Annotated in this window: 17 protein-coding genes and 1 pseudogene; 2 read left to right on the forward strand and 16 right to left on the reverse strand. The window is 33.8% G+C overall.

Going from position 1 to position 21,032, the window contains the following annotated elements:
- From HMPREF1152_RS10020 to HMPREF1152_RS02275, 10 genes and pseudogenes are all read right to left on the reverse strand, one after another.
- Positions 1-78 (reverse strand): annotated as a pseudogene (locus HMPREF1152_RS10020) (recombinase family protein); the annotation flags it as partial.
- An 82-nt stretch (positions 79-160) separates the two neighbouring features.
- Positions 161-328 (reverse strand): hypothetical protein, encoded by a 168-nt coding sequence (locus HMPREF1152_RS09690; RefSeq protein ID WP_009643544.1) that lies wholly within the window; start codon positions 326-328, stop codon positions 161-163.
- Between the two features lie 491 nt (positions 329-819).
- The gene (locus HMPREF1152_RS02240; protein ID WP_009643537.1) at positions 820-1,230 is read right to left on the reverse strand and encodes a sigma-70 family RNA polymerase sigma factor; all 411 of its coding nucleotides are present in this window, start codon (positions 1,228-1,230) and stop codon (positions 820-822) included.
- A 320-nt stretch (positions 1,231-1,550) separates the two neighbouring features.
- Complete coding sequence (locus HMPREF1152_RS02245) at positions 1,551-2,897, reverse strand: MATE family efflux transporter (RefSeq protein WP_009643541.1); 1,347 nt, start codon at positions 2,895-2,897, stop codon at positions 1,551-1,553.
- 31 nt (positions 2,898-2,928) lie between these two features.
- Entirely contained in the window at positions 2,929-4,674 is a 1,746-nt protein-coding gene (locus HMPREF1152_RS02250; RefSeq protein ID WP_009643540.1) for an ABC transporter ATP-binding protein, read from the reverse strand.
- Entirely contained in the window at positions 4,667-6,457 is a 1,791-nt protein-coding gene (locus HMPREF1152_RS02255) for an ABC transporter ATP-binding protein (protein ID WP_009643542.1), read from the reverse strand. Before HMPREF1152_RS02255 ends, HMPREF1152_RS02250 begins: the two co-directional genes overlap by 8 nt.
- Positions 6,447-7,916 carry an ABC transporter ATP-binding protein gene (locus HMPREF1152_RS02260; protein WP_009643546.1) on the reverse strand — a complete coding sequence of 490 codons (1,470 nt, stop codon included), beginning with the start codon at positions 7,914-7,916 and terminating at the stop codon, positions 6,447-6,449. The genes HMPREF1152_RS02255 and HMPREF1152_RS02260 overlap by 11 nt, the downstream gene beginning before the upstream one ends.
- The gene (locus HMPREF1152_RS02265; RefSeq protein ID WP_009643536.1) at positions 7,901-8,614 is read right to left on the reverse strand and encodes an energy-coupling factor transporter transmembrane component T family protein; all 714 of its coding nucleotides are present in this window, start codon (positions 8,612-8,614) and stop codon (positions 7,901-7,903) included. Before HMPREF1152_RS02265 ends, HMPREF1152_RS02260 begins: the two co-directional genes overlap by 16 nt.
- A complete protein-coding gene (locus HMPREF1152_RS02270) occupies positions 8,604-9,200 on the reverse strand; it encodes an MptD family putative ECF transporter S component (protein ID WP_004804330.1) in 597 nt (198 codons plus the stop codon). The genes HMPREF1152_RS02265 and HMPREF1152_RS02270 overlap by 11 nt, the downstream gene beginning before the upstream one ends.
- 129 nt (positions 9,201-9,329) lie before the next feature.
- Positions 9,330-9,968 carry a TetR/AcrR family transcriptional regulator gene (locus tag HMPREF1152_RS02275; RefSeq protein ID WP_004804327.1) on the reverse strand — a complete coding sequence of 213 codons (639 nt, stop codon included), beginning with the start codon at positions 9,966-9,968 and terminating at the stop codon, positions 9,330-9,332.
- Between the two features lie 299 nt (positions 9,969-10,267).
- Here HMPREF1152_RS02275 and HMPREF1152_RS02280 point away from each other — a divergent pair, with 299 nt between their 5' ends.
- A complete protein-coding gene (locus tag HMPREF1152_RS02280) occupies positions 10,268-10,618 on the forward strand; it encodes a plasmid mobilization protein (protein ID WP_009643535.1) in 351 nt (116 codons plus the stop codon).
- Between the two features lie 5 nt (positions 10,619-10,623).
- Positions 10,624-11,955, forward strand: a complete 1,332-nt coding sequence (locus tag HMPREF1152_RS02285) for a relaxase/mobilization nuclease domain-containing protein (protein WP_009643534.1) — start codon at positions 10,624-10,626, stop codon at positions 11,953-11,955.
- 26 nt (positions 11,956-11,981) lie between these two features.
- On the opposite strand, the gene HMPREF1152_RS02290 is transcribed toward HMPREF1152_RS02285, so the two are convergent.
- The 6 genes from HMPREF1152_RS02290 to ltrA form a co-directional block, all read right to left on the reverse strand.
- Entirely contained in the window at positions 11,982-13,664 is a 1,683-nt protein-coding gene (locus HMPREF1152_RS02290) for a hypothetical protein (RefSeq protein ID WP_009643543.1), read from the reverse strand.
- Positions 13,664-14,692 carry a DUF4297 domain-containing protein gene (locus HMPREF1152_RS02295; protein WP_009643545.1) on the reverse strand — a complete coding sequence of 343 codons (1,029 nt, stop codon included), beginning with the start codon at positions 14,690-14,692 and terminating at the stop codon, positions 13,664-13,666. Before HMPREF1152_RS02295 ends, HMPREF1152_RS02290 begins: the two co-directional genes overlap by 1 nt.
- 20 nt (positions 14,693-14,712) lie before the next feature.
- Positions 14,713-14,925, reverse strand: a complete 213-nt coding sequence (locus HMPREF1152_RS02300; protein ID WP_001263549.1) for a helix-turn-helix domain-containing protein — start codon at positions 14,923-14,925, stop codon at positions 14,713-14,715.
- A 139-nt stretch (positions 14,926-15,064) separates the two neighbouring features.
- Positions 15,065-15,724 (reverse strand): hypothetical protein, encoded by a 660-nt coding sequence (locus tag HMPREF1152_RS02305; protein ID WP_009643539.1) that lies wholly within the window; start codon positions 15,722-15,724, stop codon positions 15,065-15,067.
- Positions 15,725-15,766: 42 nt separating this feature from the next.
- Positions 15,767-18,142 (reverse strand): helicase-related protein, encoded by a 2,376-nt coding sequence (locus HMPREF1152_RS02310; protein WP_242822263.1) that lies wholly within the window; start codon positions 18,140-18,142, stop codon positions 15,767-15,769.
- A gap of 233 nt (positions 18,143-18,375) precedes the next feature.
- Positions 18,376-20,271, reverse strand: coding sequence for a group II intron reverse transcriptase/maturase (gene ltrA / locus HMPREF1152_RS02315; RefSeq protein WP_000547927.1), 1,896 nt, complete (start codon positions 20,269-20,271; stop codon positions 18,376-18,378).
- Between the last annotated feature and the right edge of the window lie 761 nt (positions 20,272-21,032).

Here is a 21,032-nt window from a genome sequence, read left to right on the forward strand (position 1 = left end):
CTCTAAAGAATAGCCATCTATCTGTATTGATGTAGATACTCTTGTGTAGAGGTATACTTTTATTTTTTCTTTTGACATAGCATTAACCTCAATATATTTCTCTATATCTTTATAGTTTCTAAAAAGTTTGGACTTATATCTCAAGTATATTATAGCATTTTTATTTCTTTTTCTCAATCTGTGTTTTTGCCATGTCAAAAATATTTTCATTTTCAATGTTATTACTTACTGGTATTGGATCTGGCAGATCATCCAAATCTAAAACACCAGCATACTTTGTAATAAGATTTGCTATCAAATCAGCCAATCCATCCCAGTCTCTATCCACAGACACACCCCCTTTCTTCAAACTCTTATATAATCAATCTATAGCTTTCTTATCTAACTAAGTTTCATGACATTGACGGGTGCTTTGGATCAGCAACATTGGAATCTCACCACCGCCCCTGTTAAGATGAGCCGGCTTTCACTAAAGAAGTATCATTATCATTACTCAGGTCATAGCTCACAAAGTATCCTTGTTCTTTGCTTTAAGAAAATTTATTTATCGCTCGTTTCCTTATATCCTTATCTTTGACAGTATTCATTTAAACCGAATTTTTTTCAGCAGGAAAGTCTTGGCGTAAATTTCTTACGCTCACTAAGTAATTAAAAGTCCCGTCATGGTCTATTCAGTTGTCAAAGAACAAATATTTAAAAGGGATTTTCTTTACATCTTCCTGTTTGCATAAATAGGCTATATCTCTTATCAAAGTAAAGGAGGTCAAACTCCCCTTCACTTTATATAAGGAAAATTTGACCCCTTTGGTTACCGAAATTCTAAATTTCTTCGATAAATTTCTTCAGCTTCTCTAAGATTTTGTTTCGTTTCTTAATCAAAGCCGGGTGCGTGATACTTTTTAGCCTTGCTACCGAGCGGACGGTTTCGTCCTGAAAGTACAAACGCTCTATGATGTCCCTTTCTTCTGCATTGAGTCTTGATATGGCATTTCTGACTGCTTCAATCATCATCTGTGTTTCCACAATCTTTTCGACATCAACACTTTCATCAATGATGTTCTCTGCAAAATGTCCATCCTGATCCAAGGACGAAAAAAAGAGCAAGTGGTTTTTTCTGTCCACCTGCTCTAAATACTTTTCATGTTCTCTTTCACGCCAGTAGACTTTGTATATCTCCTCACTGACTTTTACCTTTTGTCCGTTTACATATAGATAAAATTCTTTTTTCATTTTGAAGTCCTCCATTTCTTTTGACTGACTGTTTTTCAGGCAAAAAAATGGAGGACTTCTGCATCCGGGCATAAGAAGTCCTCTAAAATGAACGAAATTCGTTCTTTTTTGAAATGTATTTAATTGTTTAAGAGAGTATGCGTAAGCACAGACAACTACAAGGATTATAGAAAAAAGGAGTATTTTTATTCCATTTCAATTCTACAAGGAAACTTATACACTTGTTCATCTCCCTTTCCCTCCATTCATTATTGATAAATAGCATCCATACCCTCAGCCTCTTTTGATTATTTTCGCTTTTATATCAAATGTCCTTGTCTTTATGCTTTGTCTTTCCCCATTTTATTAAGTTCACTAAGCATCATAAGTATTCCAACAGTAATCATAATGAAATCTACCAGTGGTTGTGTGAACCATACCGCTTTTATTCCAAATGCCATTGGCAAAAAGATCATTGCAGGAACAAATAAGAATAACTGTCTAAGCATAACAATCATTCCGGCTTTCTTTCCATTTCCGATTGATTGGAAGAATGTAATCGTCATAACCATCACGCCGTACAAGATAAATACAGAATAGAACAATCTGAAGTTTCCTACTCCCTGTGCAATAATGCCTGCCTCTACACCGAACAAGGAAAGGATCTGACTTGAAAACAGTAAAGATGGAAGCCAAAAGATTGCTGCAAGGATAAGTCCTCCAATAGAAAACACCTTCATACCTTGTCTTACTCTGTCAAACTGTTTTGCTCCGAAGTTTGTACCAACCACAGGTTGCAGCCCCTGACTCATTCCCCAAAGCGGAATAAAGGAAAAGGCATATACACGAAGCGATGCCGCCATCAAAATTCCGTTTGTATCTCCACCATATTTAAATGCCATTTTATAAAGCATTGTTTGTTGTATCATAAATAAGAGCTGCATCATCATAGCGGATGAACCGACAGAAAACATTTCTTTTTTAATTTCCGCATCAGATTGTATCTTATGAATTTTAACGACCTTACTCTTTTTCAAGAAATAATGTAGTGTTACAGCAGCTTGAACAAATTGGGCTGTGATCGTTGCAAGTGCAGCACCTTCAATGGCATATTCACCCATAACGGTCATTAGTATCGGATCAAGGATGATATTAAGCAAAGCACCAAATCCCATAATCAGCATGGCTTTTTTCATCAGTCCTTCGCCACGCATTACCATGTTGGCAGACTGTGTAAAGTTCACAAATAGAGAACCGATGAAAATTACTCTAAGGTATCTGATTCCATAGGCTTTGATTTCACCTGTTGCACCCACCATATCTAAAAAGTGTGGTGCGAGAAGGATTCCTCCAACTGTGATGATCGCTGAAAACAAAATCACCCAAAAGATTAGATTACCCATGATTTTATCTACGGTTTTCTGGTCTCCTTTTCCAATTGCTCTTGATAGGACAGACGCAGAACCTACACCAAGCAAGGTTGAAATACCGCTGTTAAAAAAGGTGAGAGGCATTGCGACACCACAAGCGGTCATTGCTGTTTGTCCTATAATTTTACCCGCAAAAATCCCATCCATGAGAGGATATAGACCGATGACTATCATTCCGATTACCGCCGGAACTGATAGCTGAAAGAGTAAGTCTATCGGCCTTTTGGTTAGTAGTTGTTCTTTCATATCCTGTTTCAAGTACTTACCTCCATTTATTACAAATATATTCTTACAGTATTTTTACGCCATTATTTTTATTTTGTAGTTCTACCATATTCTTATAAATCCCATTTAAAGCAATTAGCTCATTATGCGTTCCTTGTTCTGCAATATTCCCTTCCTTGATTACAACAATATTGTCGGCATCCCTAATCGTATTTAATCTGTGAGCAATAACTAATAAGGTTTTATTCTTTACCAATTCACTAATTGCTTCCTGTATATAGCTTTCATTGTCCACATCAACACTTGCTGTTGCCTCGTCAAGAATTACAATAGGAGCATCTTTTAACATGCAACGGGCAATAGAAATTCTTTGTTTTTCACCACCGGATAAAGTTGCTCCTCCCTCTCCAATCATTGTGTCAAATCCATCAGGAAGTGCCATAATAAAATCATAGCATCTTGCTTTCTTGGCTGCTTCTATAACTTCTTCTTTCGTTGCATTTTCTTTCCCCATGGCAATATTGTTAAAAATCGTATCTTGAAATAAATAAACTCTCTGGAAAACCATACTGATTTCCGACATCAATTCAGATAGTGAAACATCCTTTATATTCACTCCTCTAATCAAAATTTCACCGGAGTCTACATCCCAAAATCTTGTCAAAAGATTTGCTACTGTGGATTTACCTCCCCCGGACTGTCCAACTAAAGCCGTCATTGTATTCTTATTCATTTTGAAACTCATATCATGCAAGACCTCTTTTTCACCATAAGAAAATTTAACATGATTAAAACAAATTTCAGGTTCTGAGGTATCAGATTTTGAAATATGTTTTTTGCCCACATCTTGCAGTTCAGTTTCATTTAACACTTCTTCAATACGATCCAATGCAGCGTTCATTACAGTAAGCCTTGTCGCTTCACCATAAAGTGTTTTTAAAGGGCTGAATAAGTCAAACACAAACAAAATAAGCCCCAACATATATGGAAGTCCCAAAGTTCCTTGATGATTAAGATATAAAGCCACTGCTAAAATAAATGTAATCCCAATTCCATAAATAATATTTAAACCGGTTGTCCATGGTGTTATTTTATTTTCAAATTTTATAGATGTGTCCTTTGAGGATATAAAATTATCTGTAAGAGATTTAGAATTTTCGCCTAAAAGATTGTAACTTTTAATAACACTGATCCCCTCAGCAAATGACAAAACTGCATCGGTGAGTTTTTCACTTTGTTCTTGTCTAATAACCGCTTCAGATAAAGACATTTTATTCATGCTATTTGCAAGCAATGTTGCAACCAGTGTTACACACACCGCAATCAGTCCAATTCTGTAATCTAAAACAAACATGAATACTGTTAGCACAAGCGTTGATAATACATAGCTCATCATATTGGCAATCGTACTCATGGAAACTTCTTCAATAAAAGCCATGTCCGAACTTAAAACAGAATTTATTTTTCCTAAATTACCTGCTGTAAAATATCCCATCGGAAGCTTTCTAAGATGATTCCCAAGCTCCATTCTTTTATCAGCAAAAATCATAAAGCCGGCTGCACTTTGTAATTTATCGCTTAAGAAGTGAACCACAGCTTGTAATAAAACCATTAAAACAAGTCCTATTCCTACATATAGAAAAGTTTTGGAGGTATTCGTTTTTTCATAAAATCCAATCAAAACGGTAAATGCAATAAATATCGGCATTTTACTTAATATAGATTCAACAAAGGCAAATATAAATGCGGACTTTATTCTGTTTTTGTATTTACCTGATAAATTTAAAATTCTTGAAATTAGTCTAAACATTCATTTCACCTTCCTTTCTGCTGATTTTCCAATCTTTACTAAATAGTGTCGCATCCCATAATTTGCGATATTCTGCTGAAGATTCTAATAAGTTTTTATGCTTTCCATTTGCAACTAAATGACCATGATCCATAACTAATATCTGATCTGCATCTACAATAGATGGTAACTTGTGTGCAATAACAATTAAGGTTTTCCCTTTTACAAGTTCACGAATAGCTGCTTCCATTTTCTCTTCATTTTCAGGATCTGCATAGGCTGTTGCCTCATCAAGTACAACAATCGGAGCATTCTTCAAAATAGCTCTCGCTAACGATATTCTTTGTCTTTCTCCACCTGAAAGCATTTTTCCTGCTTCCCCTGCTAAAGAATAAATACCATCCGGAAGTCTATTTAAGAATTCCATACACTGAGCTTTTTTAGCTGCTTCAATAACCTCATCATCACTAGCAGCTAAATTACCAATACGAATATTTTCTAAAAGCGAGGTATTAAATAGATATTGGTCTTGTGCTACATAAGAAATTTGTTTGTTGAGTGATTCCAATCTTATATCTTGTATGTCTTGTCCACCAATACTTATGCTTCCATCTAAAACATCATAATAATGAATTAAAAGTTTAGCCAAAGTACTTTTTCCTGAACCGGATTCGCCAACAATCGCTGTCTTTTCACCGGCTCTTGCCGTAAAACTAACATTATGAATAACATTCTTAATATAGGTTTCAGGCTGTCCGTTTTCTCCCATCTTGCTTAACTGATAGCCAAAGATAACATTGTCATATAAAATAGTATGCCCTGTTCCCTTAAAATCATTTTCTCCCTGTTTTAAAGGAGCCATATTTAAGGCTTGTTCTAAAGCAGAAATCTTATAATTTAACTGTGGCATAGTTGGTAAAAATCCAAGAGCTTTCAGTAGTGGTAATCCTATACTTAAAGAAAGGCATAATATCAGTATTAAGTTAGAAAGACTTGCATAGCCCATGTATACAAAGTAACCACCAAGCGGCAATGTTAAAATAATCGTGCATGGAAGTAAAGCACTGTATAACGCCATCCATGGCCATGCCGTCTTATACCAAGCGAGTGCATAATCTCTGTAATTACTGATATCTTTAGAAAGGCGCTCATAAGACTCTGTTTGCTTATTAAATACTTTTACAACTTCCATACCGTTTACATACTCAATAATGGTATTATTCATTTTTCCACTTGCCATATAATATGGTCCCATTTGTTTCATACCTACAGAGTACATAATCATCATTGCAAGAATGCTAACCGGAATAGAAGCTAATGACATTAACGCTAATCTCCAGTCAATAAAAAACATTGAAACATAAACCATAATAGGTACAATTAGGTTAGCTATTCCTTCAGGAAGTGAATGGGCTAAAAGCACCTCTAAACTGCCAATATCATCCACGAACATTTTTTTGATTGTACCAGTCCCTTTTTCTTCAACAACACCCAATGGCAGATCTTCCATTTTTTTCTGTAAGGATGTTCGAAGTCCAAGTAGCGTGTTGTATGCTGCTTTATGGGATACATTAAGACCTAAACCTCCTAAGACAGCTTGCAACACTAAACAAACTAAAATACTGATCAATAAAATAGCAAGTCTTTCAAATTCTAATTGCTCACCTAAAATAAGTGGATTGATAATCTGATATGCAAATAGAAAGGGTAGCACACCCATAATTACACTAATAAGCATAATAAAACTTGCTAAGTGAATTGATTTTTTATGCGAACCTGCATATTCAAAAACCTTATTTAACATAGTTTTTCTCCTTCAATAAATTTCCTTTTTTATCCATAAAATCCATAATCAACGCTTCATTTCCCTTCACAGATATTTTTTTATAATCCTTATCGCCGAGCATTAAGACGGAATGACAGGTTTTAAATAACAACTCTAAGTCATGAGTAATTATTATAATTGGAATCTCCTTTGCTTTTTCTGTCATTAAATCGGACATAATTTTCATACTTTTATAATCAAGACCTGATGTTGGTTCATCCAGAATTATCAACTTACGACCGGATAAAAACGAAGTAATAATCGCCAATCGTTGTTTTTGTCCACCGGATAATTTCTGCGGATGATTGGTTTTTTTATGCCACAGGTCTGTATCTTTTAGATATTCTCGTATTTTTTCTAAATCACTTTCCGAGTTTTTATCTTTACAAAATATCAATTCATTTTCTACTGTGTCTAAAAAAATCTGAGCATCTACATCTTGTAATACACAATATGAGTTTCTAAGCCTTTCCTTTTGTTTCTGTCCATAGCTGACATCTAAATATTTTTCAGATAATCCGCATAATGCTTTTGCTAAGGTACTTTTTCCAATACCATTAGAACCAATCACTCCCATTATTTCGCTCTTTCCAAGCTCAAATGTTAATTCTTCTATCAAAGTTCTTTTGCCTTGATGAATGCAGGTTTTATTTACTTTGATATATCCTTTAGCTACAATGGGTTCTTTTTCTGATATCAATTCTCTTTCATTAAGTGTTCTTAACTCAAGTTCCTTACATTTATCATTACTAAGACTACCATTCGGAAAAATTTCACATATTGTACCGTTTTTTATATAAATCAATCTGCTAAAAATCTCTTTTAAATAATAGAGCCTATGTTCCGCTATAATTATTGTCTTTCCCATCGCCTTCAATCTGAGAAGTATTTCACTGAAATGTTTTATACTATCGTAATCAAGACTGCTTGATGGCTCATCAAAAAAAATAATATCCGTATCATAGATAAGAGTTCCAGCTATAGCTACCTTTTGCCTTTCCCCTCCTGATAACTCGAAGATAGACTTTTTTCTTAGATACTCTATTTCAAGTAACTGCATTGCTTCGTCAACTTTTTCTCTTAAGATTTTTTTCTCTAACCCTAAATTCTCGCCAACTAAAGCAATTTCATCTTCAACCACATCACAAAAAAATTGATCTTTAGGATTTTGAAATACATTGCCAATATATTTAGCTAACTCTCCCTTTTTATATGCCGTTATATCTTTCCCTAAAATCTTGATTTCTCCGTCAAAATCACCATCATAAAAGGATGGAATAAGTCCGTTTAGCAGTCTTAAAAGTGTCGTTTTTCCGCATCCGGAAAGACCTGTTAAGACTACAATTTCGCCTTTTTTTACAGACATTTTTAAATCTTTTAATATCAAATCCTCTCCATAATGAAAGCACCTTATTTCTGCCTCTAAAATATTTTCCATAAACTCGCCCCCAACAAAATCATCCCTCCTACTATCATTGAGATATCAATAAATGTAATTTTCACCTCATGAAAACTTGTTTTTTCCCCATCGTATTCAATTCCTTTTGATATAATTGAACAAGTTAAGGTATCACTTATGTCTATGCACTTATACATAAGAGGAACAAAATATAATTCAAATGTTCTTATTGGTTTGAAAATGCTTGCTTTAAATCCTCTAATTTTCATACCATTATTTATTTCCTTCATCCTAATAGAGATTTCCGGAATAAAACGAAAAAATACTGTGATTCCTATACCTATTCCACCATCAATTCCAATTTTTCTAAATGCAGCAATTAGATGCGAAGAGCTATATGAAGACAGAACTCTTCCCAAGATGAAAAGTGGAGCAAACTTCAACACTATAAGTAGCATTGTATATATAGAACCAATCAAAACATTTCCTAAATGAGGTTTCAGCAAATAAATAAGTCCACATACTATAAGCAATGAACATATCGTTCTAAATGCTTTTTTAATTGAAAATAAGAATAATAGTCCTAAAACAAAAATAAGTGAAATTAAGTATTGCCATTGTTCTCCTACTGTTAAAATAACTGAAAACAGTAAAATCAACCCAACTATAGTAAGCGGGTTGATTTTGTCTGATAGTCGGTATTTGTTTATATTATTTTTTTCATCTCTACAAAACACTTTTTTTCTTCCTATCACTAAAAAATTTATTGTAAATATATGTTCCAAAATAGGCACCTATAACTGAAGCCACAATTGCAATCAATAAACAAATCAAGATATTTTTAGGTGTGTAAAAATTGTAAAGGAATGTTGCGTAATCGGTTGTAAACATCTTTGGAAATTGCTTTGTAAGTCCTTCTACACCAAATACAAACGTAAAATACATAGCATGTAAGGAATATATGAACATACCTGCTCCAAACGCAGCCCCAATCTTCATATTCTTATTCTCATAATTTTCCTTTTTACCAATTACAAGTTCTGCTAAAAGTCCTGCAATAGCACAAACAGCAATTACTGGCCACATTCCCATGAGAACATAGAAAACACCCATCAATAGGAAGTATAAAAATGCTGTACCTCTTTGCCCGACCTGCTTACACATAATAACAAAGACCGGTGCTACAATAATTGTTGGCAGGGCTGATGATAAATATAAACTTGGAAGCATTCCAAACGATCCCGTCAAAAAACCTAATCCCATTGTTAATACAAACCCAATAACAGAAAATACTGCTATTTTTACAATACCTTTTAAATTCATAATTTTGTCCTCCTTGTTTTTTCAATTCGATATATTTCTATTTTCATGCAGAAACAATATCCGGTTTTATTTTTATTCTTCTGAGATCTCGAAATATAACTAAGTTATGTTTCGGGCAAAAAAATCTGTCTATATTCCTCGTATCTTTTTCCATCCCTCATTAAAGAACTCCGAAATCAAAGTTGCATTCAATTTCACTTCTTCTTTACTTTTAGAATGAACTGCTACTTCCGATAATGCATAAAAATACGCATGGTTGATTAGATGAATTCCTCTATTAGTTATCACATTATTTACATGATCCGCTCCGTATATCATACTTAAAATTTCAAAGTGATTTTTATCTTCTTTCTCAATAATTCCGTCTAAAAAGTTGTTAAATTTTGTTCCATAAGAACCAAAGACCAGTAATTCAAATGCATCTTTATGTTCAAAGAAATATAGAACCATTTTAATAGCACCTTGCGCTTTTGATTCCAAAATCTTGGAAATAGTTTCTTTCTTTATATGATTTTCTCTTTTATAAACATCAAAACTCTCATCTTCATACATGGCATAAGAACTTTGTATCTGATTCACGATTGGCTCTACTAATTCGGTGAAAAGAGCTTCCTTATCTTCAAAATGACCATAAAAAGCACCGGTAGTTACACCCGCCGCTTTGCAGATTGCTCTTAAATTAGCTTTTTCAAATCCTTGTGTTTTAAAAATATTCTTTCCACAATCCAATATTTTTTTATGAGTTGCTTCGTAATCACCATTAGCCACGATTTACTCCTCCTTTCTCCAAATATAACTTAGTTATATTATACTACCTGCCATCTCAAATTTCAAGAACAAAAGTTGTAATATTTTACTTTTATATGGTACAATATAAAATATAAATCAAATACACGCTTAATGCTTGCTACCTTAATCACACTTTTGTAGCAAGCACAGTAAGTGTACGGACACTTACGAAAAAATTGATGAAGCAGCCCTCTGGGATCTGCTTCTTTTTTTATCAATTTTTAACTTGTTAGGATGTACCCTAAGACCCCAAAATACATTCAAAGGAGGAACTATTTATGGCAAATAGAATACGAAATGAAAGACTTGAAATTAAGTTGACTAAGGAAGAAAAGGCTCTTTTTGAGGAGAAAAGAAAACTTGCGAAATGCAGAAATATGAGCCATTTCATTCGTAAGTGCATTTTAGAAAAGGAAATATATCAAGTAGATTTAGAGCCGTTTAGAGATTTACAAGGTTTACTCTCCAACGCAACAAACAACATCAATCAGATTGCAAAGCGAGTAAATTCAACAGGAGTGATCTACAAAGAGGACATAGGCGATATAAAAAAAGAGATTGAACATTTTTCAAAAGAACTGTGGCAAATTCATTCCTTGCTTCTAAACAAGACTTCTGGAGGTGATTAGTTTTTATGGCAATCACAAAAATACACCCAATAAAATCTACCCTTAATCTTGCCATTTCATATATTGTTAATGGAGAAAAAACAGATGAGCAAATCTTAGTAAGCACTCATAAATGCCATCAGGAAACTGCTCATACCCAGTTTTTAAGAACGCGAAATGATGCAGGAACAAACGGAACTGTCCTTGCAAGACATCTTATTCAATCCTTTTTACCGGGAGAAACAAGTCCGGAAATGGCACATCAAATCGGTCTTGAACTGTGCAAAAAAATATTAAAGGATGAGTACGAATATGTCTTATCTACCCACATCGATAAAGGTCATATCCATAACCATATCATCTTCAATAATGTAAATATGGTTACAGGAAAATGCTATCAATCCAATAAGAAAACCTATCACAAAATCAGGTGTTATAGTGATAAGTTATGCAAAGAAAATAACCTATCCGTTATTGACGAGTTTTACGAAAGCTATAAGAAAAAATACAAGACTAACGGTAAATCTTGGTATGAAAATGAACAAGCAAAGCATGGCGCTTCTTGGAAAAGCAGGCTTCAATTTGACATTGACAGAATTATAAAACAGTCTAAGGATTGGGATGAATTTCTAAAGAAGATGGCAGATCTCGGCTATGAAATCAAATACGGTAAGCACATTGCTTTTAAGTCAAAAGATAAGGCGAGATTTACAAGGGCTAAAACAATCGGGGAAGATTACACCGAAGAAAGATTAAAAGAACGCATTGCAGAAAGAGAGTTTATAAAGACTCCTGCCGTCAAAAAACGCATCGGCAATGTTATTGACATGAACACAAATGTTAAAGTAAAAGAAAGCAAAGGCTACGAATATTGGGCAACCAAACATAACCTTAATACAATGGCTGAGTCTGTTATCTTTCTCAGAGAACAAGGTATTAAATCCGTTAAGCAACTTGATGAGTACATCCAAAAAGCAGCCGATGAAAGGCAAAATTTACAGGATAAAATCAAGGTTATTGATAAGGTAATGCAGAAGCTTTCTGCCACTATGGAACAAGTTCATACCGTTAAAAAATACAGGGCATACTACAAGGAATATAAGGCAAATCCATCTGATAAGTCATTTTTTAAAGAGTACAAAGCTCAGATTACCCTATATGAAAATGCCCTTTCAGAACTTAAAAAATCCTATTCCAAGCTCCCAAATTCAAAGGATATTTTAGCTAAGCTTGATAAATTACAAGAAAAAAAGAATACCCTTATGCAAGAGTATTCTTCCTCAAAATCTACTATGGATGAACTTTACAAGATACAAAAAAATTATGGAATTTACATGGGTAAGGAGATGGAGCGATAGCCATCTCCTTATAAACCACTACTATATTAAGCATCGTTCATACATTGCAAAAGCTCATAATTCTGAACATACATCTCACTATTTAGTAAGCTATATTTTTCATTTTCTAAAACTTTTATATTTATATTCGAATTAATGCTATAATCTTTTTCTGAAAATCCTATTGCCGAAACAATTAACTGGCTAAATTGATCTGATGATTCCATAATATACTCGACTAATGCCTGTTTCTTCTCTTGGTCTGTCTCCGCATTATTAGGGCTATCAAAAACCATTGGAAATGTTGTTCCTTCAGGATTAAATTTCTGTTTTAAATCATTGAGTGTTAGATACCATATAACAGTTGATAATGGTTTGTTGCTTCCACTTGCACAAAAATTTTTAGATAGTTGTTCGTAACTGTCAGCTTCCAACTCATTTAAATTGAATCTTATTTTTAATTTATCAATCAAATAATAGTAATTTTCATCAACAGATTTCATTTTATCTTTAACACCTTTAAATTCTTTCTTTAGTGGTTTTAGAGCCTCCTTTGTGCTGTCGATAATTCTGCTATTAATAGTCAAATCATTATTAATCTCATCGATTAGTTTATTTAGTCCTCTGAACTTGATATAGTCTTTGATTTCCTTTTTGTTTTTACAAATCTTTTTATTATGCTCCTCCAAAGCCAAAGCCAAGTTTGAATATATTCCCTCATTTTTGAGTATTTCATCTTCAATATGGGCATTTTCTGTTTTTATTGCATCTTTCAGACTAAGAGCATTATCAATATGATTATACCTCTTACTCCTTAGTTCCAAAGTCGAATCTAAAACAGAATGACATTCAGGACAAACTTTTGATTTTAAAATAGTTTTTATTTCCTTTTCTTCTTTTATCTCAAATTTAGATATTTGAGATAAAGTGATATTCTGTTCAACTAATTGATTTCTCAAATCAACAAGCTTATTCCTTACTGAATTCATTTCATTAATCAGCGATGAATATTTTTGAGTTTCTATATTAAGCTCATTTTCTAAGGCACGGCTTGTTTCCGGACATGAAAAACCATCCAAAATTAAATTGGTTCTGTCTTTCATTTTAATTAGTTCTTCTATTTCTTCTCTCTTACTTTTAATTTCAAGTTCTAATTCTTCTTTTTGTTTCACAAGTTCGAAATATTCTTTATTGTAAATGCCCAAATGTGAGTAAATAACATTAAGTTTAAAATTACTGAACTGAGCAAGGCTTTTAAACGAATTAAATTTTGTACCGATGTATTCATCTTGATCTAAAAAGTTCAGCAAAAAACTATATGCAGGTGGTGCTATTACTAATTGATTTGTATTTTTTTGCGGCAACCATATAGAAAAATTAAATAAATTGCCAAAAAAATCTGCTAATTCACTTCTATGAATAGTAGTAAAAATAATATCACCTTTTGCATTAAATATTTTAAATAATTTTTGAGATCTATAAATCGAAAAATCTTTATCATCCACCTTGAAAAATAAAATATAGACCTTATCTTTTTCTCCCCATTTCGAGTCAAAGTGAGAATCCGCACCCAAAGCATGGTACAAGCTTCTTAATAAAACTGATTTTCCTCTATCTGTTCCATCTATATCACTCGATGTAATAATATTAACTCCTTTTTTAAATTCTGTTGAATAAGCCTCTTTTTTTACAACATCAAATATATATATTTTGTCAAATATAACATTCATTATAAAATTCCTCCTGAAGCATACATATAGTAAATCATTATGTATTGAACTGATTTCATATCATCGGTAAATTCCACATCAAAATCGTCATCAAATAATTTTGATATTTCTTTTAAATAACTTTCAATATCGTCTAATGAGTCTTCATGTTCCATAATATAATTATAAATTTTTATTTTTATTAATCGTAAAGACTCACTTTGCTGCGTTTCAAGTATATTACCCAGTGCTGTATTATATCTTCTTCGCTTAGCAAATGACAGGTTATTTATATACTCCTGTGTTTCATTGATTCCATTTTTAGATTCCTTTTTATGTGCATTTAACATTTTATCAAATTCACTTCTTGTAATACCTTTATTTTTTACAACATCTTCATAAGTACAGGAATCAAATTCATAAGAAGCTTTTTCTTTAACAGAATCAACGACCAGTCTATATAATGCATTCGGATTTTGAGGTTCTTCGCCTTTAATATCAACGAAAGATTTTACTAATTTTCCTCTAATAGAATCCTCTGGATTTAATAAATCCATGTTATCAAATATATAAAATACATTATCTAAACACACAGTGTTTAAATTTAATTCTGTACACAACTTTTCCCTAACATCATCAAGTACATCCTGATCTAAATCTCCAAAACATTGCTCAGGAAAATCAATTTCCTTATTATTGATTTTAAGTTGTTTATTACATACAATTGCTAATTTTATATTGTAGTTTGGTGAATATAAAGCATATAATTTCCCTAAAATAGAATTATTCTCATTCTTGCCTTTCTTACATAAGTTATTCGAATTATAATTACCACTTTTTTTCGTCTTGATTTGGTAAAAATTCAATTCATCATCTTTATGCAGTTCGATATCACATTTAAAATCAAAAATTATCGTATATTCATTGTTTGCTTTATGTTCATCTATTATTTTACTAATTCCCCATAATAATTCTAATCTAAAGCGATTTTTAGCAATGCTTCCAGATAAATCTTTTGGTAAGTTCATGTAGTACTTTTCTTTATCCATAATTAGCCTCCTTTCAAAATCTATTTATCAATTCTTATACACTCCACTATTTCCTCAATATCACAATCCAAAGCATTACAAATTCTAAGCAAAACATCCGTAGTCACATTTTGTCCATTCTTCATTTTATAGAATGTGCTTTTACTTACTTTTGCTTTTTCCATCAATTCGTTGTTTGTCATATCTAAATCAATCAGTTTTTTGAACAATCTTTTATAACTAAAAACTCTCATTCTTATCCTCCGTTCAATAAAACTTTATTTGTTATATTATACCATAAAATATCCTTTTTGAGTAAATATATTCTCTTTATTCGAACTATCGTAAATAAAAAAGAGTCGGTGCAGTCCTAAGACCACACCGACCATAAGTTTATCTCTCAGCTTCTTTGGTTGCTTCTTTCTTTTCTTTTGGCTTTTCCTTATCCTCAGCTTGATATTTCTTAATAGCTCCAAGTACAGATTCTTTCTTTTCTTCTTGCTCTCTCATCTGTTCCTTTGTCTTTAGCAACTTTGAAGAAAATATTCTGATATTGCTATGCTCCTTGCCGTTATCATCAATGGATGTTCTGATTTGTCCAAAGAGCTTAACAAAATCTCCCTGCTTAAACTCCTTTGGAATATCACTCTTTTCTCCATAAGCCGAGCAATTATGATATACCTTATGCCCCTCATCGTCTTTGGATACTACGGAGAAGTTCGCCACCTTAAAGGCTTCTCCGTTCTTATTTTCCCTTTCTACTATATCTACCTCTCCGACAATATTTCCTACAACATTGATAAGATTATCCTTTTCTTCCTTAACATAAGGCAGGTCTTTTATCTGCCCCTGTTCCCTTAAATCCTCAATCATATAGTCAAATTCCTCATGCAGCAAATTAAGGCTGTCATTGTCCATATAAGCGTCATAGAGCTTGTCCAAAGCACTTTCATCATTGATACCTTTTTCCATGCTTATAATCGCCTTCATAAAGTCCTTGTGGTTATCATTTACCATATCTTCAATTTTATCTCTTATTGTTTTGTAATCCATATTTTTATCTCCTTTCATGGCAAAAGGGAGATTACCCTCCCCTTATCTTAAAATTTCCTGTTCTTTTGTTTTTTGCTTTTCTTCTGTCTTGCTTTCATTTTGATAGGCTCTTATCTGACCCAAAATAGATGGCTTATCCTCTGATTTTTGTGTAGTTTCTCCTTTACTATGAAAATCGTCCTCCACATCGTAAGTTGACTCGAAATAGTCACTGTCCTTAAAGTCATTATCATAACGGTCAGCAATTCCATCATTATCTAAGTCTTTTGCAAGTGGATCATAGAAGTTCCCTTCATCGTCAATTTCAAGTCCAAGTGCCGTCTTTAAGTCCTCTGCGTCTATATAAGTTAAATCTTCAAAAGAGGATAACTCAATTTCATTTTTCATATTCTTTAGAGCTTCATTTTCTCCCTTATTTTCATAATCAAAGCTCTCTGTTTTGATTTGTGTGTCATCAATATACTGAGTCCATGTCTTATCCTCTAAATTCAGTTCATACTGAATACCATGCCTTTCATCGGGCGTATCGGTATAGGCGATGCCTATGTGCTTCAAATCAGGATACAGTGTGCTAAATTCATCATATCTATGATTTTCTTCGTATTCTCTATTACAGAAATCAATGATAGCTCTTTTTACATCCTCTACAAGTGGATTATCATTTCTTTTTTCCTCTACATCTCCCATATCAAGCAACTTATTCAGTTCTGCCAAACGAAGAACCTTATTCTTTAGTTCATCAGCTTTTTCAAAAGGCTTTTTGAGTTCTTCTTTGGCGTTTTCGAGCTGCTCTTTTGTGCTTGTGAGTTTCTCCTCCAGTCTTTTCAGTTTTTCAGGCATTTTCTCAAGGGCATTATCAAGCCTTGTTATATTACCGTCTGCACTTGTTCCAAGCTCTCCTGAATGCTTTGCAGCCCCGTTTAAACTGAAACCATGAGCATTGGTAAAGAAGTTATAGCTTACTTCTAAATCCATATTTCTATACTTTCCTATAATCTTACTTTCATTGATTTTTACGGTCTTGATAGCTTCAAGTAGCTTTTCTCCTGCAATCTTTTTATCAAATATCTTCTCCCCCTTTATAGTTATCGAAGTAAATTTATTTTCGCCCTCTTCTTGCGGCTCAACCTCTGATATGTCTTTCTTTACAGCCTCAATCAGCTTTTCCGTCCTTGCTATTTCTTCCGGATAATTTTTTGCGACCTTATCCTCTAACCTATAACGGTTGGACTTGTAGTTTGCTTCAAGCATTTTAAGTTTTGTAACCTCATTATCCAAGTCCATCTTTTCCTTAATCTTTGGATCTCCTGTTGCAAGGGCTTTTATCTCTGCATAGTTAAGTGAGCTTTCGTCCACATCTTCCGCCACTCTGACAGGTGTTTTACTTGTCATAATCTGAGATATGAACTTCTGTTTATTCTCTATGGTCTGCCACAAATACGCATCAAAGGTATTCTCCGTTACATAACGATAGATATTTACCTCTTTATTTTCATTTCCCTGTCTTACAATTCTACCCGCACGCTGCTCTAAATCGGCAGGACGCCAAGGGACATCGAGGTCATGAAGTGCAATCAACTTGTTTTGGACATTCGTACCTGCTCCCATCTTCTGAGTAGAGCCGAGTAATATCCTCACATCTCCTTTTCTTACCTTTGCAAAGAGTTCATCTTTTTGTTTGTCGGAGTTTGCTTCATGGATAAAGGCAATTTCTTCCTTTGGTATCCCTAAATCTACAAGTTTATCTCTAATATCATCATAAATGTTAAAACTACCATCACCCTTTGGTGTAGACATATCGGAAAATAGAAGCTGTGTTGACCTATCTTCTTTTGTCTTATCCCAAATGGCAAACACATTTTTCACGCATATATTGACCTTGCTATCAGGATTGTCAGCAAGCAATGGATTGATTAAACGCTGATCTAAAGCAAGTTTCTTACCGTCATTGGTAATTTTCAGCATATTATCTTCATCAGGTTCTACCACTCTGTTTCTGACATCATCAGCTCTTTCGGATAAGCTCTTTAGGATTTCCTTTTGCTCCTCACTTGGCAAAGTCTTAATCACTTCATATTGTGCTTCCGGTGTTGGAAGATTCAGCATATCTGCTGTTTGAATATCTGCAACTTCCTTAAACATAGACATAAGCTCCGGAAGATTATAGAACTTTGAAAATCTTGTCTTAACTCTGTACCCTGTTCCCTCCGGAGATAATTCAAAGGCAGACTGTGTTTCCCCAAAGGTAGATGCCCAGCTATCAAAATGCTCTAAATTATTCTTTTTAAGACTTTCATACTGAAGATAACGCTGCATTGTATAAAGTTCCGTCATGGAATTTGATACAGGAGTTCCTGTGGCAAATACAATACCTTTTCCACCCGTCATTTCATCCATATATCTACACTTCATAAACATATCGGAGGACTTAAAGGCTTCAGACTGCCCAATCCCTGCTACATTTCTCATTTTTGTGTAGAGATAGAATAGCGATAGGTAAGGTTTTGATATTATCTCTACCTTTTCCCCCGCTCCACACCGTACGTGCAAGTTTCCTCGCATACGGCGTTCCATCAAAATAACTTACTTTCCTCCATCGGATTTCAACAGACATATACTCTCGCAAGTATATACTGCTTACAAATTTCACTTTATTTTTGTGCTTGTTTCAATTTTTCTCTAAATTTTTCGATTTTCTTTACTACTTTTGTGTCTAAACTTTCAGGTATTTCACTTCCGTGTATCATCAAATGACAACTTCTGCACACCCATGCTAAGTTATTTACCTTGTTTATCTTATCAATCGGCAACTTATTATCTACATGGTGGCAATTAGCTGTAGGATTCTCATAAAGTGGTATTTTACAACATCTGCATTTCCCTTTATCTCTATTGAAAGCATACTCACGATTCATGAAGTACTCAAAATTCATTTTATTTTCCGCATAGACTGCCATACGTAAATCATCACTCGTATTGATAGACGGTCTGTCCTTAGGAAGCGGTTTATTTTTATTTCGGTAATTTACATAAATCTTTCTGCCCTCTGGAGTGTAAGGTGTCATCTTCTGATTAAATGGTTTAGCTTCATATCGAACATGAGTAATGAATGCCATTGTAATTCCTATCCACATATCCTCGTAAGGTATGGCAAAAGTCTTACTGATATAGCCCTCGTGCCTATGTGGTAGATTGGCTAAATCCTTTAGGGGAATTTGCCATTCATTATATTTGTCGGTATACATTCTTTTCCAAGTAGATAACGCACTATTGTTTACTCTTCGGTCTATCACATGGAACGCATGGGAGCTTATCCCAATTTTTATATATTCAGCAATTCCCATAATGACCGAATTTATATATTGTATCTGTGCGATTCTGTTGTTTACTGCCGAGTAGTTCCTTATATCTCTGATTTCTTTACAAAGGTTTTGTATCTTTTTACTTAACCTTTTCATATCAGGATACGGCTTACCAACAAAATGTTCTTTTATTTCTTTATCAGCAGGTGTTCTTCTTGGTTTTTCAGCTTTTATTACAAATCCTAAGAAATGTATTCCATCTATTCTCATGTCGGTTACTTTTGTTTTCTCCTCTGACAATTCGAGTTTCAGCTTGTACTTGAAATACCTGCTTAATTCTCGTTTCAGTCTTTCCGCTTCTTTCTTAGATGATGTCAAAATCACCCAATCATCAGCATATCTGAAATTGTACTTTGGAGTTATCCCTGACCATTTTAATCTTCTTGAGTCATTGCATTTGTATTTACACTTTCTATGTGGTTCATAATATTTTCTTCCTACATACCAGTCAAAATCATTAAGATAAACATTTGCCAGTAACGGTGATAATATTCCACCTTGCGGTGTTCCTTTATCATCGTTCTTTAACATATCATACTCAATGTATCCGACCGATAGCATAGCCTTGATGATTTGAATTACACGTTTGTCATGAACTCCTATATCCCATAGCTTTCCTAACAATATTCTATGATTTATGTTGTCAAAACAGCCTTTTATATCGCCCTCTAATGCCCAGACTGGTTGGTCTTTAGACTTATAGCTTGCATTGATTACATTGACAATACCCCTAATTGCGTGTTTTTGTGAGCGATATGGTCTGAACCCATAACTATGCGGATAAAATCTTGCTTCGCATATTGGTTCAATAATTATCCTTATACACTCCTGTACAATCCTGTCTAAGATTGTCGGTATCCCAAGAGGTCGCTTTTTACCATTCCCTTTGTCTATATATACTCGTTTAGCAGGTTTTGGTTTGTAATCACATATTGATTTCTTGACCAAATATATTACTTCGTCCTTTGGCATTTGCAGGTACTTATCCATTTTTATTTTATCTACTCCGGTAGTTTTACTACCTTTGTTGGATTTTATATTATGGATTGCCGTTACAATAACAACTTCATCTGTTATTGCCTCTAAAAGCCCTGTAAATACATTTCCTGTTTTTGATTTTTCGTAAAGTAAATCCAGTAATTTCTTTAAATCTGTTTCATTTGAAAATTTGACGTTTATATGCACAGGCTATCACCTCGCAGTTCGTCACCCATTATTTCAGGGAGTTTTACTAATTTTAGTTATTTTCTTTTCGTGAAATCTGTAAATTATTCTGACTAGTCCCCTTTGCCTTGAGTATTTCAACTCATGTAGTTGGCTTTCCCAACCTCAGACTACTATGGGACTGCTGACTTCCTGTATTTTTCATCACTCTGTACAGCTCCAAATACAGGCTCTCAAACGTTCCTAAATCTCTATCCTTGTGTAGATTTAACTACTTGAAAACCTTAGGTTTCCACCTTACACCGTAGGGACAAGCATATCTTGAATTACAGTTAAATATGCTCTGTATGATATTTCATTCATACAGGAATGTATCGAAAAACCAGCAATACACTCTTCCCTAATCTTTCACCCTTTCGGGTGCCGCTACTCTTACGATGCTGCATGGATTTCTTTAACGTAACCATAGTTTTCGGAAGACCGCACTATTTATCCCATATTCATTTTCATGAACTTAGGTATTCAAGTTACGACTTTATCACGCTTTATACATGAAATGTTGTACAGACATTTCTGCATAGTGAAGTATCATCTCGCACACCATTTCCGGCTTTGATATGCCATCATCAATGTTAATTCAGTGTGGCAAGGGCAATTCTCCCTTGATTTTGAGATTTAAGTTCTGACAGTTCATTCTTATTTCTAAGTGATTTCTGTCGGTTGATTTCGGTAGTTTAATCACTCCTTCCTTATTCAACAACGTTTCGCACGATTTTTGTAAT

The organism is Mogibacterium sp. CM50 (assembly GCF_000293155.1).
Lineage (GTDB): Bacteria > Bacillota > Clostridia > Peptostreptococcales > Anaerovoracaceae > Mogibacterium > Mogibacterium timidum.